Genomic DNA, 23,665 nt, shown 5'->3' with positions numbered 1-23,665 from the left:
ACATTTTTAATGTATATAAACAGTTATAAAATAATTACTATACACAAATAGAATGATGCCATTAATTAATTCAAATTAGTATTATATGAAATGCTAAATTTAAAAGTAGTCAATATATGAATCTAAGCTTTCGATGGAATAAAGATCATAATTTTGTACGAAAAAAAACGAATATATATTGATGAATTAAATCGACTGCTAATTATAAATTCTTTGAAAATGGGTCCATTTTTTGCAATATCCACAATAATCATAGTCTGTCCTTCGCATATTTTTATCAATACAGGCTTCGCAATAGATATGTCCGCAATTGGCCCCGACAAAAGCCTTTTTAGCCAGCTCATAACAGATGACACACTTTAAATAAACAATATCTACGCTTCGGCTGTTGAGTACTTGCTGCAGGGATGACCAGTGCCTATGTCCTTCTTTCTCCATTAATGATATACAGCTCAAAAGCCTGTCAGAATCATTTGCGGGCAGCAATTTTTTCATGGAATTAAGGTGTTGTTGTAATTCAAAAAAAGTCATCTCAAGCTGGCTTCGTACCTCTGCTATCCGAGCATAGGTTTCTGGCCATTTACGATGGTACATCTCTAGCCTGTTTTGGCAGGTTGATAATAAACCTTCGGTACTTTCAAGTTTTTTTTCAAGATCTTCTGTTCTACCCACTGCTTCCATCAATCGTTTACCTGTTCTGGCCCGATACAACGCATGTGCCTGATGATGTATTGAATAATCCTGCTGCAAGCGAGCATATGCCTGCTTCTGACTGCGGAGTTGCTCCAGAAGCTGCTTTTTATCTGATGTAAGCTGGTGTTGCTCAATGACAGGTTGCTCTCTTTCACTTACCTTTACGGGTCTCAACGGTTCAGCTTTGCCTTTCAGTCGGCCCATATGTTTTTCAGGTAAATGATCTGCGGTGTTCCGGACCCAAAGAGAGGGTATAGCTGTACTTGACTCTGAATGTTCATCAGGCTGACTATTGAAAATAATGGGGGCACTGACAGTTAATTCCAGTCCAGCCATGGTTTTATTCCTGCAAGCAGCAGGCAGCAGTGTTAGTACACATTGAACATAAAGTGAATTCACCGTACACACTGTAGAAAGGTAATATTGCAGAAATGTTACTAAAAGAGCATTATTTTCTAAATACAGATCACTATAAATCAGTTCTCCAAGTGCCACATGCAGCTCTGTCCAGAGTTTTTGGATATCTGCAGTGCATTTTTTATTAAATCGGCCTGGAAGGCGATCTGGATAATACTCCGTAAAGAATTCAAGTAAATCCTTGGTTAATGCTGCGTATCCAACATGGCCAGCGATAAATGCCAGACATTTGTTGAGGTTGTTAATGCGTTTTATGCCAAAGAATAAACAGGGAACATCAATCCATCGTCGGATCATGGGTTCATAAACTCTAAGGGTGTTGACTGTTTGAACGGACAATCGTTGGCCATGTTTTTTGGCAGCCAGTCCCAGCCAACAAAGTAGCCCTTGATAATCCCATGGCTCTCCCATGTGCTTCTGTAGATTACTGAACAATGTCAGCATATCATTGGTCGTATTCACCAAGGGAGGCACCATACTTTTGGTCAGTAATGCCAGGTACAGTTCATCTCTTTCAACTTGAGAAAGCTGATTGAACAGCTCTGTGGCACTTTGGCATAGAATCCTGCAGTCCTTTTGTAAAAAACCGCTATTGTGTAGAAGATCGCTGAAGCTTTCCTCCGGGGGAGCTAAAAATGGCTCAGTGCTTGCCCGTGAGCAAGCTTGTGTTTCCGTTACTGTTGAATGATCCAGGCTTATTGCAGCACACTGTCTGGTGATTCGTTCTGAGTCTTCTTCCCCTTCCTGTGTGCTCGCCAGTGTTAGAGTGGGACTGCCTGAGACTTTACATGCCAGTACGACGTCAGCAATCAACTGCATCTGTCTCAGTTGTTGTCTTATTTCCTCACTAAGTGCCTTTGGGAAATTGCTAATACTTGGAAGCCACATCAGAAGCGGAGTTTGTAGAGGACTCTTTTCAAAATGTGCCGTTGTGCATACCGTCCCATGTGTTTTTTTGATTCCATCTCTGGTCATGACGTGTTGAAGTCCGTGTTCCCCGTGATAGCTCAGCTCCCACTCTTCGCCCTGATACAGCACCGCATATTGTTTACCATGGCGGCTACTTCGTGAAACAGAGGGAGAAAAGTCAGACGGTAAAGGAGAGCCTCGACTGTGTAATGAAGACAACCGCCAGCAAGCAACAGCTATATTTACACCTTGATCCGGTGGTGGTGAGATGAAAAGTAACAGGGTCTCAGGATTACCTGACTCATTTTCACTTAGACAAGTTGATTTAAAATGGATTGGTTCGCAATAACCAAAGGATTTTAAATTGGCATACAGGGTATGTGCTTTTGTATGTGGTGGTGTAAAGTCAGGCTGTAATAGAAAAATAGCATAATAAAATTGACCTGAATGGTTAGCTTGTAAAAAAAAACCACTGTTACAAGGGATTTCAGTGGTATTCCTTCCTTCTCCGTTATTCGCCTGGGCACAAGCAATGAAAACAAATAAAGAGAGTACGGATATGAGTTTCATTGGATGTTTGTTTGCAGCTGTCACTGGAAAATAAAAATACAGTTCAATTAATAAATACAAATACTCTTCTAATAGGTGATGTAATGAATAATTTCCATTAATCCTATCGCAGAAATAATAATCGAAAAGAATTCAGTGCTGTTTAAGGGGTTTTGAATATACGACTATTAACTGTAATACGCTCAGGTTGTTTTTAATACTAAATTGTTCTGATTAGCTGGAATAAAAGTCAGCTTTTATAAATAAGGTGTCTGAAGTAAAAATAAGTAGGCATTAATAGTTTATTGTAAATCACTCTCTTGATTAACTTATGCTAGAATGCTCCTAAATTTTTACCACCTACAAAGTAATGTTCAGCTTATTAACAAGGAAATAAATTTGTAGCCAAATAAGACTCAAAATAGAAAAGTTAATATTTATTGGATTTTTTATGTTTTCTTATTTCAAGTTAAACAAGTCAGAGCTTTCAGGTTCAATTTCAAATGTTCAGGTTTAAAAAGTAAAGCATCTATTAACAGATCTTTGGTTTTTTACATGTATTATAAATTCCAAAAAAGTATTTCACTTTTTTTATTTTCAATTCTTCTGCTCATAACAGCAGGTGCCGTATGGAGTCATGAGGGTCCACCCATTCGATTAGAATTTAATGTTGATTCAGGAGTAGGTGATAGCAAATATTCAAATCGAATATATTGTCCAGCTTTGGTTGACCTGCTGATGCAAGCTGGTACTAGTCGGGTTATCTTCCGCCCTTCCGCTCCCGATCTTCGTGGTGCTGCTGACTATTTTCAACCTGATTTATCCCTGAATGAAAAACAGCTGGTTATCAGGATTTGCCATGAGATATGGCATTGTTTTTGTAGAGAAAAGAAATTTGACCCGGAAAATGATAATTTCGCACTTGTTGTTCAGTGTGATGAGAATGGTCAAATAAAGGTCAAGCGGCAAGGAAGTCTGATCGAACTCCAGTCACCATCCGGTAGTGATTGTTCTAGTAGTATGTTTCCCAGATTTGTTGTGGATGAAGCCAAGAAAAAAATCTGGGAACCTACCATTGTCAAAGGCTGCCTGCCTTTTACACGGGATTTACTTTATATACTGTTACAGGTTGCCAAGGCTGGATCACCAGGCGATTCCGGGCGGCAGTTACCCGAGACACCGGACTCATGCAAGCCGACCACTTTGTTTGAGATTGTATCAGCCGGAGATAGTGTATTCCTTAATGTACAAAATATGGACACAATGAGTCGTTTTGAGCGCCAAGCTTTTTCCTTATGTCCTGTGTTAATGAAACTGCCATATAAGGATTTTATCGACCCGGTTATTTGTTATGACACCGGAGAACAAGTAAAAAATCAAAGTGAATTCCTGTGTGATGCGTGTTACTGGCTCTCGAAGTCCAAAAACAGCTGGCGTGATAATCCCAGATATGATCCGTTGCTCTATCGAATGGTGTTCGTAGATCATCCTAACGGTATGGGTGGAGGGCAGCACCTTGCTGTCATGGATGTAAATGTCGGCCGATATAACAGTAATCTGACGTTTTACCCTTCCGAAAGTGATCCGGGCCTGGATATGTGTTGCCTGAATGAGCCAGCGTTGAGTATAGAAGGTCTGATACACCAACTCTGTCAAAAACTCAGAGCTTTTAAAAACCGGCAAAAATTACAGTACGTAGATGATGCCAAATTGGTAGTCAAATGTGATCCTCACGATCGGGTTACGGTATATTTAGGCCAATACCTGCTGGCACAGTCAGAAGAATTCACTGGCTGTGTATTTCCAAAACGAATACATGAACGGCGCCGACTTAGACAGGATGAACAAATATTGACGAATGGCTACCTGCCTTTAACACCGGAGTTTATCTGTTGCTTAACCCAGTTGATTGATAACCCATGTAATGCAGACGCTCTCTTATGGCCTGAGTTTCGGAATATGGTGTCATCTCGGCAAGTCATTCAGATGAGGCTTGTCTTTCCTGACAAGAATATTTCTTTTGATATCCCGCGCGTTTCTTTTGGTTGTGGCCGTTACACAGGGAGTCTCAGCTTTAGGTGCCATGATCAATACAGCTCCTTGTGGGACTCTGATGATTGTTCTTTATGGGAGTTTGATAATGGTTCTAATTTCTGGCGTTTCGGAAATATGACTTCTAGCTCTGCATTAAACCAACTTGTTAGTATTCTGCCTGCATTGAGCCAGGATCATTGGTTTTTCATCGAGTGTCAAAGGGACCCTACAGGCATAAATCGACCGGCATGGGAAATACTCAATAAGAGAAAACAACTCGAGGTTGGAGTCTCGGGAAATTCATTCCCTTTCTCTGTTTGGGAGTGTGATGTTGATGGAGTAAAAAAGATTTCCATTTATGATGGCCAGCGAAATACTCCCTTTCGTCCTGTGGAGACGTATGCGCGTTCATCACGAAGGGACATCTCAATCATGCAAGAGTGCGGGCATCGCGAATATCAAAATTTACTGACAAATCACCGGGACTTTCTGCTATGTGCTGTTGAAGCCGATATCATTAAAAAACTGGAGCAGGCTGGTCGGTTTGCAAGCGAGCATATGGCTAGTCAGAAGCGGAAATACCGTTCCCGGGAGGCACCTCCTTATCGAAGAGCTCTTGCGGAGAACAAAATGGAGTGTATCCCGCTTGGAGAGCATAAATCTGCCTGTGTTGTTACCAATCAAGGCCACAGGAGTGACATGGAGGATAGCCATTATGTTGCTTTGGTATCCGATACCTTACGTCCTTTCGGTATTGCGGGTGTTTATGATGGACACGGTGGATCTGAAGCATCGCACTATGTTGCAACTGAGGTTGAATCCAGCCTCAAAAAGTGGCTGGAGAGATTAAATGGCTCAGAGTTGCAGCCGGAAGAGAGGGTGAAATGGAAAGGAACAGGTCTGAGTGAACTGGTCAGAACATGGAATGCGTTAAAACTGTTTAGTGTCGACCTGGACAGGGAGTACACTGGAAATGACGGAACGACACAGCTTACCTGCGTGTTGCTGGATAACTGGTTGTGGGTTTCTATAGCAGGGGATTCCAGAGGGTTACTGGTATATCCGACGGGGGAGTGTATCCAGCTGACGGAGGATCAAACCGCCGAGGCGGCCCAAAATAATAAGGCAAATGCCTTGAAGAGTGCTGCTGAAAAAAGGGGGGGGACCGTGCATTACAAATCCATTTCTATCCAGGATAAGGGTGTCGTCAATAGCAGCCTGTCCTGTATGCGATCTATAGGTGATCATATGCACCTGGGTGTGCTGAACCCTAGAGGCAAATTGACTCGTTACGCCATTGGTGAAAAAGAACAGGAAGCTTGGCTGATTCTGTGTTGTGATGGTGTATTTGAGTCGGATTATATGATCTCGAAGGATGTCGCTGATATTGTTAAAACCGTTATTGATGCAGGTGAGGGCTGTAATGATACTTACTTGGGGCAGCAGATAGCATCTGGAGTTGTTGACGAGGCGTATCGTCGAGGAAGCGGTGACAATATCACGGTGATAGCTGTCAGGGTTTCAGCACTGATGACTCAGCAGTAGCGTAATCATGCCCGTGTTCTGGTTGTTCTAAGCCGGGCGAGGGATGGAATACCCGGCTTTGCTTTTACCGAATAAGATTAACGGCGGTAATGACCCGCTTCCCACCCCTGCATTGCCAACTTCCTCTCAGCTCCCCAGCGATAATTACCAAACTCCCCGGTACCCCGAATTACCCGGTGACAGGGAATCAGCCAGCCAATGTTGTTATTGGCCAGGGTAGTGCCCACAGCCCGTTGGGCTTTGGGTGACCCTGCAAGTTCAGCCAGCCCGGCGTAGGATACCAGCTGCCCCGGTTTGGTTTTGAGCAGGGCTTCCCAGACTTTAAGCTGGAAATTGGTGCCCTGAATCATCAGGTGCACTTTCCCTCCGTTGTTATGCGATCCGAATATACGATCAGAAATAGCCAGCGCTTCACTGTCATTCTGTCGGAATGATGCATAGGGCCATTGCTGTTTAAATTCACCCTCACGCTGTTGTGCATCTTCATCGATAAAGGACAGATAACAGATGCCCCTGGGTGTCCAGCCCACTAATATCGTTCCGAAAGGTGAACCGGCATATCCAAAGCCGATGACAAGATCTTTCCCAAGCGCCTTGATTTCACCGGGTGACATGGCTTCACAGCTGATCATCAGATCATGCAACCGACTAGGGCCGGACAGACCGGAGTCCAGTGCTGCATTAAGAATATCGCCGGATTCTTTCAGCGCCTGCAGTGCCCGCTGCTTGGTTAGAAACTGTAGAAACCGTTTCGGTGAAACACCGGCCCAGCGGGTAAAGATCCGTTGCAGATGGTATTCACTGAGACCAACGGCTTGAGCAATCTGTTTGAGTGATGGCTGCATTTGAGCATGTTGCTGAATATAGCCAATAGCTCTGGCCACATACTGATAGTGTTGTTCTGACTCAGTCATGTTCTGTACTCCTTTTACTGACCAGATTACTTACCGAAAAGCCGGTCACCAAAGCGGTACCGATAATAACCATCAATGCACCTGCCACCGTATGCCAGCCGACTGCTTCATCCAGGAATATATGACCCCAGAGTATCCCGAAAACCGGGATCAGATAAGTCACAGTCAGGGCGGAAGGTCCGCCGAGATTAGCAATGAGTCTGAAATACAACAGATAGGCAACCCCGGTACACAACACTCCCAGTGATACTACTGCCATTATTATGTTGGCATCCGGCAGGCCGCTGGACGGAGCAAAGGGCAGTAATGGCACAATCAACAGGGTGGCAGCCCACAAGCTGCCATGGGCATTGTCAAAAGGTGTGACTTCCGTGTTTGAGGCAGCATTGCTTGAGCCCGTATTCTCTGAACAGCTATTACCGGAAGAGTAACTACTGGCATAAACACCGCCCAGACTGTAACAGAGTGCAGCACCGAGGCCGGCAGTAATGGCCAGTGGTGCGCCCTGTTGTAACGATACCGGGTCCAGACCCACCAACATCAACACACCACAAATACCACAGATCAGACCGATAGATGTTCTGGCAGTGAAATGACTCTTGTTCAGTATGACGCCAACCAATACTCCCCATATCGATGCGGTGGCATTCAGTACCGATAACATCGATGCTGTCAGCATCTGGGCTGACCATGCAAAGAGAAGAAAGGGCAGGGCGGAGTTCAGTAAGCCGAGGATCAGGAAGTGTTTCCAGTGCTTTAACAGTGGTCTGTTATGTTTCAGCCAGCGTGAAACCAGCAATAAAAACAGGGCGCCAAGACCCACCCGGGCCTCGATCATAACCGCAGGACTCAGGGTCGCTGCCCCCATGCGCATAAACAGAAACGAGCCGCCCCAGATGGCAGCCAGCGACAGGAGTCTTAATACATCGGATGGGTTCATTCTGTTAATTTACCAAAGGTGCTCAATGTAGACAGGCCGTCACTGTGACCTGAACCATCATCTCAATCCACCCGATTCTTGCGCGGCCGGCTTTTGCTTAATGACACAATAAAGTGTTAACTACGACAGAATAAATGTGTGCCTTGATATTTCAAATCCAGGTTGCGTGGCCAGAACATGCAGTTGACTTATAACAACAATAAACAGGACATAAAATGGCAAACACTGTAAGTGCAACAGGCAAGTGTCTGTGTGGTTCCGTTGAGCTTTCAACCGAGGCAGTGAGCCTGAATGTGGGCGCCTGCCACTGCAGCACCTGTCGAACCTGGGTGGGTGGACCTTTGCTGGCGGTAGACTGTGGCTCTGATGTCAAAATATCCGGACAGGCATCTGTCTCAGTGTTCAATTCCTCGGAATGGGCCGAGCGGGGGTTCTGCAGTAACTGCGGTAGCAGTGTCTTTTATCGTTTGAAGCACAATAACCAGTATATTGTACCCGTGGGGCTGTTCGGGAATGACTACGCGTTTGATTTCGACCATCAGATCTTTATCGATGAAAAGCCGACATATTATTGCTTTGCCAATAAAACCCGGGATATGACTGGCAAGGAGGTTTTTGAGCAGGCTCAGTCTACGCTCTAGTGGATGACAGACAGGAGTCCGGGTGAAAGCCCGGGGCCAACACCGGGGTAAGGCATCCATGAATATTGAAGTTGCTGATATTTCCGATCTGGACCCACTTTATTCCCTGATAAACCTTGCCTATCGGGAACAGCCAAGCTGGACACGGGAAAACAGCCTGGTCAGTGGTATTCGTATTTCCAGGGTTGCTCTTATGGAGATGCTGGCATCGGAGCAGCTGACATTTCTGGTATGCAGGAGTATCCATCAGATTGTTGGTACTATTTGCCTCGATACTGGTTGCCTCGATACTGGCTGCCTGGAGTCAGGTGCCGACCATTGTGTCACTTTCAGTCTGTTTGCCGTCAGCCCGGAAAGACAGGGGCAGGGGATTGGAAGCGGACTTTTCACTGGTGCAGAGCAATATGCCATTACAGAACTGGAAGCCAGAAAACTGCTGGTTAATATTTTGTCACCCCAGTCCGAGCTTGAGACCTATTATCTGCGGCGGCACTATCTGCCATCAGGATTCTGCCACCCCTTTCCGGCCGGCAATAATGTAGGACATCCTCTGATCGAGGGTATGCTGATTAAACAACTGGAAAAGTCTGTCAGTGGAGCACAACATTGTTAATGAAAAATAATTTCAGGCATCACAAACACTTTCGCGAGGAAAAGTGGCTACAAAACTACCTTTTCCCGAGTGTTTGTCTGAACTGCAGAAAAAGCTACAAGAAACCTCAGGCTGATACTTTCAGGAAATGTCCTGAATGCAGCGGGGATCTGGTCCCGCTGTCTCGTAAATTCTCTGCACCTAAATCTAGTGACCTCAAACAGTGGCAAAAGGTGGCACTACTGATAGAACATGGCTTTCTGTTTCAGCCTGTTTATGAGCAAAAAGAGCCAGCCTGTTATTACCCCGTTGCCTATCCTGAGAAGGCTTCAGATGTTGCTGACTTTGTTAATCGGTACCGATCTCAGGCTGTAGCTATGCGGCATTTCCTGGATCATATCAAATAGCTCGAGCAGGGCAGGTGGGGCTATAGCGGCGGTCTGGCACCGTCTACGGGGCATGCCTTGCTCCCCGAGGGGGAGAGGTTATTTATGGAGAACATAACCTCAAGTTGTACTCCGGTCATTTGCTGGTAAAAGTCGATAACGTCAGACAGGTGATGAAAATATACCTTACCCGCCCCCAGTTTATTCATGCAGACACCCTGACCAATATATATAGCCTCATGAATATTTTCTTCACCCTGAAAAAATGACAACACTGAAAAAGCGGGAATATTTATTTTGTCTTCAACAGGGATACATTCACTCTTGTTAATGGCACAGATTGAGTACGGATTGCCTGTAGTCAGATAACTGGCAAATTCGAAACAGGACGGCATTTGGCGCTTTTTACTATCATGAAGCGGCAGGGCCTCTGCTGTACTTGCTTCAAGTCGCGGGTTCAAATGACACATAGCACATAGACCCTGACGTATGAGCTGGAAAAAATGGTATTTAAACTGTTTTGCAGGCTCATAAACTGCAGATGAATCATCTGAGTTGAAAATAAATCGTAATTTATTTTCATTGACTATTTTCCCGGAAATCCGGCTATCTCTATAGTTGCCATTGATCTCTCCAAACTCATCCCCTTCAATACAAAATATCAAGGCTTGTAAATACAAAGGTTCAGTCCAGTCATCCGGCTGAACTTTTAAAACATGCGTATCCCCACTCAGAACAAGCTGAATGGCGTGACAGTTAACAGTAAAAATCAAGCAAAGGAGGAACCACCGCCGATATTCATTTTTTTTCATATTGAGTTATTGTTAGCCAAACCTGCTTCAAGCCTTATCCTGCGTGGGTTACAGTCGTAACTATAGAGTTGAAATATACAGTCAGTGAGCCAGGAAATACTGCCCAGAGTTAAATCGTAACTTTCATCGTAACCATTTCTAGCTGAAAAATTTAACCTTGGGTATTAGACAAAGGTATCAGGCGGGTATAGTCAGGATTAGACCGTTTTATCAGATATGGAGGAGTTATGAGGTTTTCAGGGAAACTATCACGCCAAATGACAGGTCTGAAACCTCAGAATTGTTCGAAGTTTTGTTTCGATATTGAATTTAAATCAGTTGAAATTATTTGAACTTAGTTAAAATAACTGAATTGCCAGTAGGCTTTTGCTCTATCTGTAACGCTGCTGTTTTGAAGATCATCGAAATCAAAGCGGTCATCGGATACTTTCTTAGCATCGTTTAGATCATGCAGCACCTGATACCAACCTGCTGTTTTTCTTGCTTTCATTTCTTCATCCATTTTTGGATAGTATGAAGCATAGTGTGCAGCTGATATTTTCCGGGCTTCAGAGACCATCTTTGTTTCAGAGGTTTCTTTTCCGTTGATCTGGCTTGTTTTCAGGCCATTTGCATAGGGGTAAACACTGAAAGACTCGGGTGAGACAGCAGCCTGGGGTTGAGCTGAGATCACCATTGACAGGGTTAATAGTGCATTTCTGATTAATGATAACGTGCTCTTCATTTTACTTCGCTCCAATACAGCTCCAATGCATTTATAAATGAAAAACATATTCATTTATTACGGGTTATTGAAACAAAGTATAAGACATCTAATTATCATGACCATGCCGCCATTAATCAAAGTGGATTATTGCTCTTTGTTTAAGCCTTAATGAAATATAAATCAATTTAGTTATGTTTAATGATTTTTAAATTTGGCCTTGTAATGTTTTGTTTATGATTTGTATGTCTTGCCGTTAAATATTTAAAACAATCTTTTGAAAACAGAAAAAAGTCCATCTATAAAAACAACAGTGTTACTGTGAGTGATTGAAATGATTGTTTTTGGAAAGTGTCAGCATGAATTGTATTCTAATATAAATCAGTTCAGTCGATTACTCGTTATTATTTTTTTGTCGTTATTTGTCTCATCTGGATACGCTGGAGCAGGGGTAGTTGTTACTCAAAATGGATTGTTTAAAGATAGTTTTGTGATTCGTTTAAAAACAAGTGATTCAACATATAATGCTTATAATCTCAAGCTAATGACACTTGATGAGGGTACAGTCGGGGGAGAGATCGTCAGTATTAGTTATAGTGATTCCGATTCTTTACCCGAATCAGACACATCGGTCAAAACCCCCGAGAAATATCATCAATGGATCACAGCCTTTATTAACGCGACAGGTCGAGTATCAAAAAAATCACATGTTTTCGCGGCATTGATGGTACTGCCACTGGTTAACGTGTGCGTGGTTCCATCACTGAATAAGAATTTTTCATTGTCCGGGGGTGATACCGGTGGCGCTGAAGGTTTTAAAATCTGCGGCCTCTCCGAAGCCGGTGGTTCTGTTTCGGCGACTGTGATGTTTTGCTGTGTGGAAAATGATCTCAATGTGACGGTCATAGTGAGAAGTACGTCCAGACAGCAAGACAGCGTTATCCACTTTGCTGTTATGGATCCTTTTGTTAAAGAAACCACCAATCTTCAACAAGAGACCGAGCTTCAAGAAGAGCTTGATGGTTAGGGATATCCGGGTAAAGGTCAGTCTTTCGGGAACCACAGCAACCTGGGGTATTCAAAATCAATATGGAGCCTGATGCATTCAGGGTCATTACACTCTCTCTGCACATAGTCAGGGCATATTTTGGCATTATGGCCGCCATCCCCTCGAAAAAAGCAGTCGTTGTTATGCACCTGCTGTTCTTCCAGTGGCGTCAGGTGCACCAGGTTACAACGAAAGTATTCACACTTTTCCCCATAGAAACCACGCAGGCAGACTTCAGCTAACCGTCCTGTAATCAGGTTTTCCTGATTGTTGTCACCAGCTACCCATTGATTTTCTGACTGCTCACTTTCCGCAGGGGGCGTGATACGCAGCCTGTTATCACCCCAGCGTTCCGGAGATGCCAATGGACTCCACATCAATATGCCCTTTTCGTCGATGGATGTCATAAATTGCTGGAAGCAGGTGAAGTGGCGGTAACGACGTTCCTGCAGCACATCAGCAGGCAGGTGATACATTCGTTCAAACCTGGGTTGGCGGAGCAGTTTTGCAACCTGCCGCCGCTCATTCTTTTGATAATGCACTACATAAATAGCATTTCCCGGTAGCCTGATATAAAGCTTTTTTGCTGCAACCGGTAAAGAAACGAATGAAACTATACAAATACAGAACAGTATAACGACGGGAATATATTTCATCGCAGTTGTCTGCCAGGCAGAAAGCCGCAAAAAAAACAGTAATCAATAGTACTGAAGCGTAGCCTGTTAAAGCCTGCTGTGATTAATTTTCAGTAAGGGTTGCCTGCTTCAGTTACAGCATTTGCTCTGTGGCGTTATAGACGATCTGCCGGCCTGTGCTGTCGTAGCAACTTATGGTATCAATCATGTCCTTTTCATTAATATGAAAGGTATGGACGATTTCGCTGCCTGTAATGCCGGCCGGGTCGCGGATAATGAAATATCTTGTGTTGGCGTCATAAACCAGGTGCTGACCCAGCAAATCAACCGAGGTGGTGTTAATGTCCGCTGATTTCACTTCAAAGTTGGCTGCCATCGGATTGAAGAACAGACAGAGTACCGGCCCGGACCCCAGTTGGCCCATTTTATAGCGGTTTAACAGTTTCTGGTGTTGGGTGGCAAAGAGAAAATAACTGCCTTTCGGCGCAGCATCGAGCACTTCCTTCACCGACTGCTGCAACAGCTCCAGCGTCGATATTTTCGAGGCAGTTACCTCAGATGAACTGTTTCCGGATGTCTGAGACTGAGCGGATGATCGTGTTGCGATCATGGCATTGGTTAGAACCTGGGGTGGAGAGGCTGCCTCAGGAAGCTGACCACAAAAGCTGCTACTGGTCATGCAGGCATCCAGGTCATATTCAAAACAAACGCCGCTTCCTGTTACCTGCAACTGAATTTTATGAGGCCCCTGACTGTCTTCTGACAGCTCAATAGTAATAGTGACCACGCAATCATATTGCTGTAGCAAATTGCAGGCTGTCTGGTACATGCCGACGAGGCGACACAGGGGAATTTTCTGAGGAATTCTGGGTGAGGTCGTTTCAAGATTATCACTGCACGTTAGAATTGCAGGAAAAAGCTCAAGCTTCAGCTTTGTGGAAGAACCCGGCTGCGATGCTCTGGATAATTTACCTATGACATTACCATTGACTGAAATGTCGTATTCAGCGGCATATTCTACGACTGCCTGAACCGGCAGGCTGGCAAGAATCAGCATTGCAAGCAGATTTCTGACGGTATAAACCCGTCTGGCAATCCAGGTTTCACAGGCAGCTTTGTACATTACTTCGGGCCGTATCTATTCAATCCGGCAGTTTATATGACCAAAGCTTACTATAGATGTTAGCTGTACTTGCTGCCGTGATATCGATTTCAGGATTGAATGCCAATATCACGACAGGTATCTGATGGATTAATCTTTTGCCAGCTTTTTTACCGATGCCTTGACCTTGGCTCCGCCTTCAAATACTAAAGCTCTGGCGCCTCCGGTCGGGTAGACATCCTTCGCATAGAAGTCGACACTCCACTTTTCCAATCCTGGTTCACCCTGCAAATCAACTGAGCGCTGGTATTCCATCGCATATTTGGTGCCACCGGCATGTTTCAGCAGAACAGGCTCCAATGTGACACATACGCCATCAATAGGGATAGCAGAAGTACAAACCAGATCAGTACGACCAATCAGTGATATTTCGGCATTACTGCCGGTTCGGTCATACAGAGTAATGCCATTTTCAAGGATCAGCTGACGAATTTGATCCTGCCATTGCGTGCCCAATAGTACATTGCCCTCAACCGTCAGGCTGCTTTGTTCGGCAGTAAAGTTGTCATAGACTTTCTGCAAATATGCTTCGCCTCTGTTCTGCGGGTGCAGTGATTTGGCGTCTTTGTTAACAGCAACAACGGTTTCATCAGTGAATTTGACCTTCAATGCCTCTGTCTTGGATCCGGCCAGCGTCATCTTGAAACTCAGTCCTGCTGCAGATGACTGGGTGGTTGCCATTGCTGCCAGCAAGGCGAGCATAAAATAGCCGGCAAGCTTATGATTTATATTCATTATTTTATCTCCCTGAATACATGTATCAGCAGGGCTGATCCCTGCAAACCTTCCAAGGATAGTCGGACGTTTGTTTCAGGCAATTAGACAAAGGTCGAAGCTGGATCCAGGGGAACAATTACCCGGCTGGTATATGGGTGGCGAAAGTTTACAAGGTGGGGCGGGTAATAATTTGTTCCTGAAATACCCTGTTTTGACCTCCAATAATACTGTTTATTAGTAGGTATAACTTCAGGGAAGAAAAGAAAGGAACAATTAAACGTTATGGGCAACTTATCTGGAGCACCGGGTATCCGCTGGCTCCCCATTGCTGTCGGTATCTATCTGATACATAAATCACTGAGTTTGTTGTTGTATCCACTGCCCTATGTACTGCCATTCAGTACCGGGTATGCGCTTGAGTCAGACATGTACTCGGTAAATCTCACTATTTCATACACAGCAATGTCAGTTATATGGCCACTTCTGTTTACCCTGAGTTGTGTTGAAGTCGGAAAGCGTCGGCTACAGTCCTGGTTCTTTTATCTGGTGATCTCATCACATTTTGTATCGGTTGCTTTTGCTACCTTTCTGGCACTTGGCCTCAAACCCGAGTGGTTTCAGCCATGGCAAGACCAGACAGCACCGGCCTTGTTATTATTGTCGTTAACACTGGTTTGCTCAGTCGGCTCGGTATATATCTGGGTTCGGAAGCTGTCAGTGTTCAGATAGATAGGCATAGGCAATAAGCAGTAGTCGTATAGGTCAATTTTTTGAAAATACTGGTCACAGGTTCCGCCGGAAGAATAGGGCGCGCCATCTATATCAAGCTGATGCAGTCGCATGATGTCTCGGGCTTGGATCGTATGCCCTGTTCGACGGCTGATTATATTGGTGATATTCGGGACGCCTCGCTTGTCAGCAAAGCCGTTGAGGGCGTTGATGTCATCATCCACACCGCAGCACTCCATGCGCCCCATGTGGGGCTGGTGAGCGACGATGAATTTGAAAATATCAATATCAGGGCCACTGAGTCATTGGCGCTTCAGGGCATACAGGCCGGTATCAGACACTTTGTCTTCACCAGTACCACTGCACTGTATGGTTATGCATCAACGTCGAAAGGCATCGCAGAAGGTGTTGCGAGCTGGATTGATGAACAGGTAACACCACAACCCAAGTCTGTTTATCACACCAGTAAAATAGCCGCCGAGCACCGGCTTGAGCAGCTTGCGGCTGAATTCAATTTACCGGTCACCGTGCTGCAGATATCGCGCTGTTTCCCTGAACCAGCCGATTTGATGTCAGTGTATCGACTGACCCGCGGCATTGATGCCCGCGATGTCGCGAGCGCTCATCAATGTGCTGTTGAAAAGCGTCTGGAGGGATTCAGGCGTTTTATTATCTCTGGCCGCACGCCGTTTAATAAACTGTGTTGCCGGCAGCTGTATCAACAAGCCGACAGAGTCATAAAAGAATATGCCCCGGAGCTTGCAGCAGCATTCAAGCAAAGGGGCTGGAATCTGCCACAACAGCTTGACCGGGTATACGACTCCACTGCAGCACAGCATTCATTGAACTGGCGGCCTGTACACGGTTTCAGCTGTGTTCTGGATATGCTGGATAATGAAATTGCAGAGGTCTTGCCGGTGAAATAAAGCGGCTTCTGGAGAAGTGGGCGCAAATTTTAAGAAGCTTTTGATCTAAAAAAAGCCATAGATTTCAGGCCCACTGTTGTATGTTGAAGGCACATTCCCCGCAGTGATAAATCATGATGAAAAATAAAGCGCTTCTGCTTGTTGATCTTCAAAATGATTACTTTCCTGAAGGCAAGTTCCCCCTGTGGAATACTGATACGGTTTTGTTAAACATTAAACAGGCCATTTCATTAGCAAAAGAGCAGGGTGTGGAGCTGATTCACATCCAGCATATAGCCAACCCTGAAATGGGCATTTCGCCGTTTTTCAATAAAGGCACGACAGGCGCTGAAATTCACCCTGAAGTGATGGCGCGGGCGCCTGACGCCGAAGTGGTTGTTAAAGAATTTGCCGATGGTTTTGAACAAACCCGGCTTGAAAGTGTTCTTGCTGAGAAAAATATCTCTGAGTTGCTCATCTGCGGCATGATGACTCAAAACTGTGTTACCCATACCGCGATTTCAAAAGCAGCTGAAAAGTATAAGGTTTCGATTCTGCCCGATTGTTGTACCACCATCAGTGAAATGATTCACAACATCGCATTACATGCGGTTTCAACCCGAGTCACGCTATCGCCCTTTGAACAGGCACTGAAAGCCTGACCCATACGTCCCGGATCTCGAATTTGGTCTGAGCTACAAGTTGCTTTTTGCTGATAGAAAAAGCAACTTGTAAAAGAGCATATTTCCTGAGGTTGATCTTATGGTTGATAAAAACCAGATTGATAAAAAACAGGCGGACAAAAACCTGACTACGGCATCTGGATGCCCGGTTGCACATAACCAGGATGTGCTGACCGCCGGTGCCCGAGGCCCGCAGCTGTTACAGGATGTATGGTATCTGGAAAAAATGGCGCATTTTGACCGGGAAGTCATCCCCGAGCGAAGAATGCATGCCAAGGGTTCGGGGGCTTATGGCAAGTTTACTGTAACCCACGATATAACCGCTTTTACACGGGCAAAGCTGTTTGAAAAGATCGGCAAGGAGACCGAGCTGTTTGCCCGGTTTACCACGGTTGCCGGGGAACGGGGTGCCGCTGATGCCGAGCGGGATATCCGTGGCTTTGCGCTGAAGTTTTATACTGAGGAAGGCAACTGGGATCTGGTTGGCAACAATACTCCGGTGTTTTTCCTGCGCGATCCGCTGAAGTTTCCCGATCTTAATCATGCGGTTAAAAGAGATCCCAAAACCAATTTACGCAGCGCCAAAAATAACTGGGATTTCTGGACGTCACTGCCGGAAGCGCTGCATCAGGTGACCATTGTTATGAGTGACCGGGGTATTCCGGCCACCTATCGCCATATGCATGGCTTTGGCAGTCATACCTTCAGTTTTATCAATGCTGATAATGAGCGGTTCTGGGTCAAGTTTCATTTCAAGAGCCAGCAGGGGATCAGGAATCTTACCGATGCGGAAGCGGAGGCGTTGATTGGCAAGGACAGGGAAAGCCATCAACGTGACTTGTTCGACAGCATTGAGAAAGGTGACTTTCCCAAATGGACCTTGAAGGTGCAGATTATGCCGGAGGCCGATGCCGACAAAGTGCCTTATAACCCGTTTGATCTGACCAAAATCTGGCCCCATAAAGACTATCCGCTGCAACCCGTGGGTGAACTGGAACTGAACCGCAATCCCGAGAACTTTTTTGCTGAAGTGGAACAGTCGGCGTTTAACCCGGCCAGTATTGTGCCCGGTATCGGTTTTTCGCCGGATAAAATGCTGCAGGGCCGGCTGTTTTCCTATGGCGATGCACAACGCTATCGGTTAGGCGTCAATCATCACCTGATCCCGGTTAATGCACCCCGTTGTCCGGTCCACAGTTATCACCGGGATGGAGCCATGCGAGTGGATGGCAACCATGGTGGAACCCTGGGCTATGAGCCGAATGATCAGAATGAGTGGGCTGAACAGCCACAATATGCAGAACCGGCCCTTAAACTGGACGGTGACGCTGGTCACTGGCGTCATAGTGATAATACCGGTGACTTTGCCCAGGCCGGCGATCTTTTCCGGCTGATGTCAGCGGAACAGCAGCAACAGTTGTTCGATAATACCGCGCGGTCGATCGGGCCTGCTCCCCGTGAGATACAGATGCGGCATATTAATAACTGTCTGCAGGCGGATGAAAGTTATGGCAAAGGCGTTGCCGAGGCGCTGGGTATTACGCTGGAGTAGGGGGTGAGCTGAACTCAGGAGCAAACCATATTCTCAATAGCAGTAGCTGACAGTCATTTATAATTTGTTACTGATTGATGTGATAAGTTGGCTGTCAGTTTTTACGATCATCCTTTACGCCGTGCTCAATTTCAATATAGGCCTTATTATTTATTGCAAATGCTACAGGTGGCCTTCCTTAGTATTCGTATCTGATAAGCTCACGCTTTGATCCCAGAAGTATGCGAGATAAATTACAAAATGAATAAGAATTATGTGATCTACTTTCCTATAGGAGTTTTTGCCGCACTCTCTTGCCACTCTGCAGTCATAACCTATTTTTCTTCTTTTCAGCTGAGCACATCATACTCATGGATTCTGATTATTATCAGCTTTTTTCCACCTATTTCTTTAGTGCTTTATGTGCTCAGGAAGGAATATATTAAATTTCAAGAGAACGAACATGCAAAACTAAAGCATGAAGAGGAAATGCAGCAGTGTACTATTGTTCCTCGAGAAACACTGAGCTATGGGAAAGAAACCAGCCTGGCAAAAACGCTGGGATTGAAAGCGTTTAGTGCGCTAATTGTGGTTTCTTCAATAGGCTGTACTTTGTATATGATGCTTTACGGTATTTCAGGTATGTACCACAAATTCACGCCTGTAGCTTTCCATAATAGTGTGCTGGAAGTCAGAATCAAAGGATCTGAGTGCTTGAGCATAAAGCCTGGCTTTGATGCCTGTTCTGTTTTTGTCGACTCGAAAGACTGGGGCAGCCCCACCATTAACATTCCCAAAGAAACACTTGATAAAATAGATGTAAGCGAGATTGTTCTTAAGCTGAAAGTCACATATATGGGGAAATCAGTAGTCGGGTATCGGGCCAGGTTAGAGGAGGAAAGAAAGGGTGCCATATGAGGAGCATCCAAAGCATGCAGTGCATATAGATGCACTGATCTGCTATGGTTCTGGCTATAAACATTCCGTCACCCGCCAGCTAACAGGGAGAGATCATTGAACGAAATCCTGACATTTACGCTTATTGCACTGTTACTGGTGATCTCTCCCGGCCCCAATAGTGTGCTGATCCTGAAGACGGCAACGGCGCATGGTAAAGCACCGTCACTGCTGAATATTCTGGGCCTGACCTCAGCCACCTTTTTTCACGGTATGTTTTCGATCTTCGGGATTTCGGCGTTGTTGCTGCAATCTGCCGAGTTATTTTTCATTATCAAGATTCTGGGGGCCGGCTACCTGTTTTATATCGGGGTCAAGGCCATTGTTCAGTCCTTCAGGAAAGTGAAGCCTGAAAACTCAGGTACTGACTTCAAGGCTGTAAGGGAAAAAGAAGAAAGGTCTCGACTTTCATTCTTCTCCGAAGGCTTTCTGACCCAGATCCTCAACCCCAAGGTTTCAATGTTTTACCTTGCCGCATTTCCGCAATTTACCGATCCGGCCACGTTTTCGTTTGTGGATTCGTTCCTGCTGGTTGCTATTCATGCAGCGATTATTTTTACCTGGTTTGTGGCCATGACCTATGCCATCGAAAAGATCAAAACATCCTCCAAACAATCGGCTGTCGGGCTTTGGGTACAGCGATTGTCGGGCTCGGTCATGATTTACTTCTCGTCATTAATTCTGACGCAGAAATAGCTGATGATGACTCGATAGTCGGTGCAGTGGTATCCGATTATGCATTTCGCTAGTATCGCTGCAGGGGGCGATGATCAAGCCTCCCTGTATTTATGGTGGCTACATACAATAACAAGCGCTCCCCGGACACCGAAAAAGAACATCAATCATTTTATTAAGGATGTTAAAATGACAATCCCTAAAAGACCCGTCAATATCCACAAGGCCTATCACGCTCATATCTATTTTGATGCTGAAACGCTCGAGCATGCGACCCGGATGCGCAGTGATGCAGAGCAGGCTTTAAATGTGAAAGTCGGCAGACTGCATCAGAAGCTGGTTGGCCCCCATACCCGCTGGAGCTGTCAGCTTCTGTTCAGTCACAAGGAGTTTGACCAGGTGATACCCTGGCTGGACCAACAACGTAAGGATCTATCGATATTAGTTCACCCGGTTACCGGTGATGATCTGCAGGATCATACCGAGTACGCCTACTGGCTGGGTGACAGTGTGGATATTGATTTAAGCGGCCTGTAAACCCTGGCGCCACATCTGCGAGGAATCCCGGGTCTTCGGATCTTCGCAGATAAGAGGGTGAAGATACGTGGCTACCGCACTCTTTTGCCGAAATAGAAGGGCGTATAATCTGTCAGGTCTTTTCACCTGATATCCGTTCCCGCAAGAGAAAGTGCATGAAGCTGTTGTTGTCCTATGCAAGGAACCCGTTTAATTCAATCTTTAAAATTGTTTTCCTGATCGTTTCGGGCGGTCTGTCGCTACTGATTCCCCTTGCTTATTATCTCTATAAAATCCTTGATGCCATTACCAGCCCGGTCAGAAATTTTTGTGATGATGCGGTTAAAACAGCAAAAAATGAAAACGGGGAAAACGATGAGTTTCTGGTTAACCAGATTCACAAGATCCTGCCAAAATTAAGACATTGCAGTACGCCGGATACCCGCGAATATTATGTCAACGAAGCACTGGATGCTGCCCTGAAAATTCAGGACGTTGAGAAAAGGCAGCAAATGATGAATATCATTACGTCCTTTAAATAAGGGCGGTTAACAAGGTCCGAACTTGTCCGGGCCTTGTTTCGGTTTGAATATGATCAGAGATCACCGGCAACACAGGCCGCAACCCGGTCGGCTGTGGCGTTGTAGACTTGCAGTGCAGTTGTTTCAAAGCTGGGAATCCAGGAAGCAAAGCCCTGGTTGGTGAATTTACCTGCAGCGGCGTAACCGGCATTGCTTTGTACGTAATTCAGGTTGCTGAATTTAAATTTCAGAACACCATCCACATAGCGGACAGTCACCTGATGCTTCAGGTTAAAAGTCAGATTCATCAGACCGATGGCATCCGGCGCTGAAATACTGAGCTGCTCGGTACCGGTGCTGAAAGTTTCGATACCTCTCACCCGGTTATTGGCATCAGCAGTAGTTTTGCTGTTGGTCGTGTATAGATTACCGGTAGCGGGGCCCACCACGGTACTGGTACCGCTAAAGCTGGCCTGCACAGACTTCAATTCGACATCAAGACAGACATTGACCGGTGCCTGTTGCTTGAGCTTACGCTCGGTGCGATAGGCCACAATAAGCGCGTCATACCCATAAACGCGATCTTCGGTGTAGGCCACACCTTCCGGAGCCAGACGTTCCTTGAAAGAATCAGAATTACTAGCGCATCCGGAAAGGAGAACAACAGTAGAAACGGCACTAATAATTAACTTCTTCATGAATCAGGGACTTCTATTGGTCCAGAGGTACTAAGACAGGGACGGTAATTTTACGAGTAAGCTGGGTATAAATTAATACGTAATTCTAGGGTTCAAAAGGGATGTAGCTATAAGTAAAGCGCCATCTTAGTGTTAAAAAACACAATAAAATCTGCAAGAGCGCGACACTTTGTACAAAGTCCGAATAGTGGTACCTGCCCCCTCTTGCAGATCCCAAAAATGACTACGTCAGCATAATTCAGATTTTTTAGTATTAATAAAAAATAAATTGTGTCTTGAGAAATCAATTTATGCTGATGATAAAAAATAACCGCAAAAAAGCGCCTCTTCATACCGTTATTTGTGTGCTTTTGCTGTCGATTTCAGTATTCCTGCCGGCTGTTTGCAGTGCGAACCTCCAATGGGATCTGGAACGGAAAATTCGCAGCATAACTGACCTGGATGTCAGCCTGAATGGCGATCATATCAGAGAGATCAACGAAGGCTTCATGGCACAGATTAAACGTCTCTCACCTAAGACCTGTACAGACTTCGGTCTCAGCATGGTCACCGATGAGACGGTAAAGCAGTCCTTTCTGGCGCCAAATCTTGAAGGCATTTTAAAATTACTGCGGCGCTATACCAAACGAGAGATAGAAGGCATCGAACTGCCGTTACCTGACCTGCTGAATGATTATGGTGAAGGCAGTTTTTATCTTGGTCACATCAAACAGGCCGAAAATAGTTTTCCGGCAATCGCGAGCCCCCGTGACGGGAAAAATGACTACTCCGTAGTCACCGGCTGGTTGCAGCAGCTTGCCACAGGCCCGGTTACCATCGTGTTCAAGTATCCCGGTTATCCGCATCTGTCCGCACTGAGGTTCGAAAGCTCCGGCAACAAACTCTCGGTGTACTTGATTGACTCAATGTCGACAGGAAGGGAGATGTGGTATTCCCCCTTGCTGCAGAATACCGTCAGCAAAACCCATTTACACCGCAATTCGATGCTTGAGATTACCCAGGCTTTTCTGGCCCGATGGGAGGCTGAGCATAAAACTCTGCCATGGAATGACGTCGCCTTTTATTTGTTACCTTTACCACTGCAACGTGACGGATTATGTTGTGCCGCCGTGCTTTATCACTGGCTGCGATGGCTGTCTGACATTGACGATTGCTCGGAATGCTTTGCTACCCATCAAGCTATACAGGTGGGTGTGTACAAGCCACTTGAGGGCGCTTGTTTTTCTGGCTGCGACGGCAAACTGAATGCCATGATGGCGTCTGCAAGGAATCGCATCGAGTCTGACTTTATTGCGTTATGCCTGAACGTGGCTGGACAGGATCATTACAGCGTCAGGCCATTACAACTCAGGCCTGATGTCACACTTAATGAATATCTGATTACTGCTATCCCGCCGGCCCTGGCCACAATCATTCAGCTATCCCTGACGCTTGAGGTGCTTGAGGTGCTTGAGATAAAGGCGGAACATCACGGGGATATTCAGGGTGATTTCCCTGCACTGGCATGCAGCCCGGTGACTCATACCTTAACCAAAAACGGTCAGGTCCGAATGACCGAAAATACACGTTATAAGACCTTCAGGATCGGGTATTACCTGGAGCACAGTGAGCCCGGAATGTTGAGCTCATTCAAAAACTGGAATGACACTGACTACCGGTTGTCCAGTATGACAGCGCTTCGGTTATTTATGGAGATGGTGCACGCGCTGTTATTTGTCATACCGCCTGAATCATAACAGCACTACACATGCAC

The 23,665-nt window shown here is 45.5% G+C and carries 22 protein-coding genes; 13 read left to right on the top strand and 9 right to left on the bottom strand.

Going from position 1 to position 23,665, the window contains the following annotated elements:
- Positions 1-198: 198 nt before the first annotated feature.
- A complete protein-coding gene (locus ACYZZ0_RS03225; RefSeq protein WP_461535135.1) occupies positions 199-2,649 on the bottom strand; it encodes a hypothetical protein in 2,451 nt (816 codons plus the stop codon).
- A gap of 474 nt (positions 2,650-3,123) precedes the next feature.
- Between ACYZZ0_RS03225 and ACYZZ0_RS03220 the strand changes: the two genes are divergently transcribed.
- Positions 3,124-6,147, top strand: coding sequence for a PP2C family serine/threonine-protein phosphatase (locus ACYZZ0_RS03220; RefSeq protein ID WP_461535134.1), 3,024 nt, complete (start codon positions 3,124-3,126; stop codon positions 6,145-6,147).
- A gap of 77 nt (positions 6,148-6,224) precedes the next feature.
- On the opposite strand, the gene ACYZZ0_RS03215 is transcribed toward ACYZZ0_RS03220, so the two are convergent.
- Positions 6,225-7,061 carry a methylated-DNA--[protein]-cysteine S-methyltransferase gene (locus tag ACYZZ0_RS03215; protein WP_461535133.1) on the bottom strand — a complete coding sequence of 279 codons (837 nt, stop codon included), beginning with the start codon at positions 7,059-7,061 and terminating at the stop codon, positions 6,225-6,227.
- Entirely contained in the window at positions 7,054-8,001 is a 948-nt protein-coding gene (locus ACYZZ0_RS03210; RefSeq protein ID WP_461535132.1) for a DMT family transporter, read from the bottom strand. Before ACYZZ0_RS03210 ends, ACYZZ0_RS03215 begins: the two co-directional genes overlap by 8 nt.
- A 215-nt stretch (positions 8,002-8,216) precedes the next feature.
- On the opposite strand from ACYZZ0_RS03210, the gene ACYZZ0_RS03205 reads away from it, so the two are divergent.
- On the top strand, positions 8,217-8,642 hold the full coding sequence (locus tag ACYZZ0_RS03205; RefSeq protein ID WP_461535131.1) for a GFA family protein: 426 nt from the start codon (positions 8,217-8,219) through the stop codon (positions 8,640-8,642).
- A 22-nt stretch (positions 8,643-8,664) separates the two neighbouring features.
- Positions 8,665-9,255 (top strand): GNAT family N-acetyltransferase, encoded by a 591-nt coding sequence (locus tag ACYZZ0_RS03200; protein ID WP_461535130.1) that lies wholly within the window; start codon positions 8,665-8,667, stop codon positions 9,253-9,255.
- A gap of 406 nt (positions 9,256-9,661) precedes the next feature.
- On the opposite strand, the gene ACYZZ0_RS03195 is transcribed toward ACYZZ0_RS03200, so the two are convergent.
- Positions 9,662-10,432 (bottom strand): hypothetical protein, encoded by a 771-nt coding sequence (locus ACYZZ0_RS03195; protein WP_461535129.1) that lies wholly within the window; start codon positions 10,430-10,432, stop codon positions 9,662-9,664.
- Positions 10,433-10,766: 334 nt separating this feature from the next.
- Positions 10,767-11,156 carry a hypothetical protein gene (locus ACYZZ0_RS03190; RefSeq protein ID WP_461535128.1) on the bottom strand — a complete coding sequence of 130 codons (390 nt, stop codon included), beginning with the start codon at positions 11,154-11,156 and terminating at the stop codon, positions 10,767-10,769.
- A gap of 304 nt (positions 11,157-11,460) precedes the next feature.
- Between ACYZZ0_RS03190 and ACYZZ0_RS03185 the strand changes: the two genes are divergently transcribed.
- On the top strand, positions 11,461-12,162 hold the full coding sequence (locus ACYZZ0_RS03185) for a hypothetical protein (protein WP_461535127.1): 702 nt from the start codon (positions 11,461-11,463) through the stop codon (positions 12,160-12,162).
- A 17-nt stretch (positions 12,163-12,179) separates the two neighbouring features.
- Here the strand turns inward: ACYZZ0_RS03185 and ACYZZ0_RS03180 are convergent, their stop codons facing one another.
- From ACYZZ0_RS03180 to ACYZZ0_RS03170, 3 genes are all read right to left on the bottom strand, one after another.
- Positions 12,180-12,659: a hypothetical protein gene (locus ACYZZ0_RS03180; RefSeq protein WP_461535126.1), complete on the bottom strand. Its 480-nt coding sequence runs from the start codon at positions 12,657-12,659 to the stop codon at positions 12,180-12,182.
- Positions 12,660-12,951: 292 nt separating this feature from the next.
- Positions 12,952-13,941 carry a hypothetical protein gene (locus ACYZZ0_RS03175; protein WP_461535125.1) on the bottom strand — a complete coding sequence of 330 codons (990 nt, stop codon included), beginning with the start codon at positions 13,939-13,941 and terminating at the stop codon, positions 12,952-12,954.
- Positions 13,942-14,070: 129 nt separating this feature from the next.
- Positions 14,071-14,715: a hypothetical protein gene (locus ACYZZ0_RS03170; RefSeq protein WP_461535124.1), complete on the bottom strand. Its 645-nt coding sequence runs from the start codon at positions 14,713-14,715 to the stop codon at positions 14,071-14,073.
- 264 nt (positions 14,716-14,979) lie between these two features.
- Here ACYZZ0_RS03170 and ACYZZ0_RS03165 point away from each other — a divergent pair, with 264 nt between their 5' ends.
- The 8 genes from ACYZZ0_RS03165 to ACYZZ0_RS03130 all read left to right on the top strand — a co-directional run bounded on the left by ACYZZ0_RS03165 (position 14,980) and on the right by ACYZZ0_RS03130 (position 21,235).
- Positions 14,980-15,426: a hypothetical protein gene (locus ACYZZ0_RS03165; RefSeq protein ID WP_461535123.1), complete on the top strand. Its 447-nt coding sequence runs from the start codon at positions 14,980-14,982 to the stop codon at positions 15,424-15,426.
- A 41-nt stretch (positions 15,427-15,467) separates the two neighbouring features.
- Positions 15,468-16,352 carry an NAD-dependent epimerase/dehydratase family protein gene (locus ACYZZ0_RS03160; RefSeq protein ID WP_461535122.1) on the top strand — a complete coding sequence of 295 codons (885 nt, stop codon included), beginning with the start codon at positions 15,468-15,470 and terminating at the stop codon, positions 16,350-16,352.
- A gap of 113 nt (positions 16,353-16,465) precedes the next feature.
- The gene (locus tag ACYZZ0_RS03155) at positions 16,466-16,993 is read left to right on the top strand and encodes a cysteine hydrolase family protein (RefSeq protein ID WP_461535121.1); all 528 of its coding nucleotides are present in this window, start codon (positions 16,466-16,468) and stop codon (positions 16,991-16,993) included.
- A gap of 100 nt (positions 16,994-17,093) precedes the next feature.
- Positions 17,094-18,566, top strand: a complete 1,473-nt coding sequence (locus ACYZZ0_RS03150) for a catalase (protein ID WP_461535120.1) — start codon at positions 17,094-17,096, stop codon at positions 18,564-18,566.
- Positions 18,567-18,806: 240 nt separating this feature from the next.
- On the top strand, positions 18,807-19,463 hold the full coding sequence (locus ACYZZ0_RS03145; RefSeq protein WP_461535119.1) for a hypothetical protein: 657 nt from the start codon (positions 18,807-18,809) through the stop codon (positions 19,461-19,463).
- Positions 19,464-19,559: 96 nt separating this feature from the next.
- Positions 19,560-20,198, top strand: a complete 639-nt coding sequence (locus tag ACYZZ0_RS03140) for a LysE family translocator (RefSeq protein ID WP_461535118.1) — start codon at positions 19,560-19,562, stop codon at positions 20,196-20,198.
- 168 nt (positions 20,199-20,366) lie between these two features.
- On the top strand, positions 20,367-20,714 hold the full coding sequence (locus ACYZZ0_RS03135; RefSeq protein WP_461535117.1) for a DOPA 4,5-dioxygenase family protein: 348 nt from the start codon (positions 20,367-20,369) through the stop codon (positions 20,712-20,714).
- Positions 20,715-20,869: 155 nt separating this feature from the next.
- Positions 20,870-21,235 carry a hypothetical protein gene (locus ACYZZ0_RS03130; RefSeq protein WP_461535116.1) on the top strand — a complete coding sequence of 122 codons (366 nt, stop codon included), beginning with the start codon at positions 20,870-20,872 and terminating at the stop codon, positions 21,233-21,235.
- Positions 21,236-21,288: 53 nt separating this feature from the next.
- Here ACYZZ0_RS03130 and ACYZZ0_RS03125 read toward each other — a convergent pair whose 3' ends face one another.
- A complete protein-coding gene (locus ACYZZ0_RS03125) occupies positions 21,289-21,912 on the bottom strand; it encodes a hypothetical protein (protein ID WP_461535115.1) in 624 nt (207 codons plus the stop codon).
- A 290-nt stretch (positions 21,913-22,202) separates the two neighbouring features.
- Here ACYZZ0_RS03125 and ACYZZ0_RS03120 point away from each other — a divergent pair, with 290 nt between their 5' ends.
- The gene (locus ACYZZ0_RS03120) at positions 22,203-23,648 is read left to right on the top strand and encodes a hypothetical protein (protein WP_461535114.1); all 1,446 of its coding nucleotides are present in this window, start codon (positions 22,203-22,205) and stop codon (positions 23,646-23,648) included.
- The last annotated feature ends 17 nt before the right edge of the window (positions 23,649-23,665 follow it).

Origin of the sequence: Spongorhabdus nitratireducens (genome assembly GCA_947387575.1) — a bacterium.
Lineage (GTDB): Bacteria > Pseudomonadota > Gammaproteobacteria > Pseudomonadales > Endozoicomonadaceae > CANDOC01.
Note: the sequence above shows the minus strand (reverse complement) of the source record. Positions and strands in the feature narration are given on the sequence as shown.

Coding starts and splice junctions, on each gene's coding strand:
- ACYZZ0_RS03220 (WP_461535134.1), top strand. CDS start 3,124: ATGTATTATAAATTCCAAAAAAGTATTTCACTTTTTTTATTTTCAATT.
- ACYZZ0_RS03215 (WP_461535133.1), bottom strand. CDS start 7,061: ATGACTGAGTCAGAACAACACTATCAGTATGTGGCCAGAGCTATTGGC.
- ACYZZ0_RS03210 (WP_461535132.1), bottom strand. CDS start 8,001: ATGAACCCATCCGATGTATTAAGACTCCTGTCGCTGGCTGCCATCTGG.
- ACYZZ0_RS03205 (WP_461535131.1), top strand. CDS start 8,217: ATGGCAAACACTGTAAGTGCAACAGGCAAGTGTCTGTGTGGTTCCGTT.
- ACYZZ0_RS03195 (WP_461535129.1), bottom strand. CDS start 10,432: ATGAAAAAAAATGAATATCGGCGGTGGTTCCTCCTTTGCTTGATTTTT.
- ACYZZ0_RS03190 (WP_461535128.1), bottom strand. CDS start 11,156: ATGAAGAGCACGTTATCATTAATCAGAAATGCACTATTAACCCTGTCA.
- ACYZZ0_RS03180 (WP_461535126.1), bottom strand. CDS start 12,659: ATGTATCACCTGCCTGCTGATGTGCTGCAGGAACGTCGTTACCGCCAC.
- ACYZZ0_RS03175 (WP_461535125.1), bottom strand. CDS start 13,941: ATGTACAAAGCTGCCTGTGAAACCTGGATTGCCAGACGGGTTTATACC.
- ACYZZ0_RS03170 (WP_461535124.1), bottom strand. CDS start 14,715: ATGAATATAAATCATAAGCTTGCCGGCTATTTTATGCTCGCCTTGCTG.
- ACYZZ0_RS03165 (WP_461535123.1), top strand. CDS start 14,980: ATGGGCAACTTATCTGGAGCACCGGGTATCCGCTGGCTCCCCATTGCT.
- ACYZZ0_RS03155 (WP_461535121.1), top strand. CDS start 16,466: ATGATGAAAAATAAAGCGCTTCTGCTTGTTGATCTTCAAAATGATTAC.
- ACYZZ0_RS03150 (WP_461535120.1), top strand. CDS start 17,094: ATGGTTGATAAAAACCAGATTGATAAAAAACAGGCGGACAAAAACCTG.
- ACYZZ0_RS03145 (WP_461535119.1), top strand. CDS start 18,807: ATGAATAAGAATTATGTGATCTACTTTCCTATAGGAGTTTTTGCCGCA.
- ACYZZ0_RS03135 (WP_461535117.1), top strand. CDS start 20,367: ATGACAATCCCTAAAAGACCCGTCAATATCCACAAGGCCTATCACGCT.
- ACYZZ0_RS03130 (WP_461535116.1), top strand. CDS start 20,870: ATGAAGCTGTTGTTGTCCTATGCAAGGAACCCGTTTAATTCAATCTTT.
- ACYZZ0_RS03125 (WP_461535115.1), bottom strand. CDS start 21,912: ATGAAGAAGTTAATTATTAGTGCCGTTTCTACTGTTGTTCTCCTTTCC.
- ACYZZ0_RS03120 (WP_461535114.1), top strand. CDS start 22,203: ATGCTGATGATAAAAAATAACCGCAAAAAAGCGCCTCTTCATACCGTT.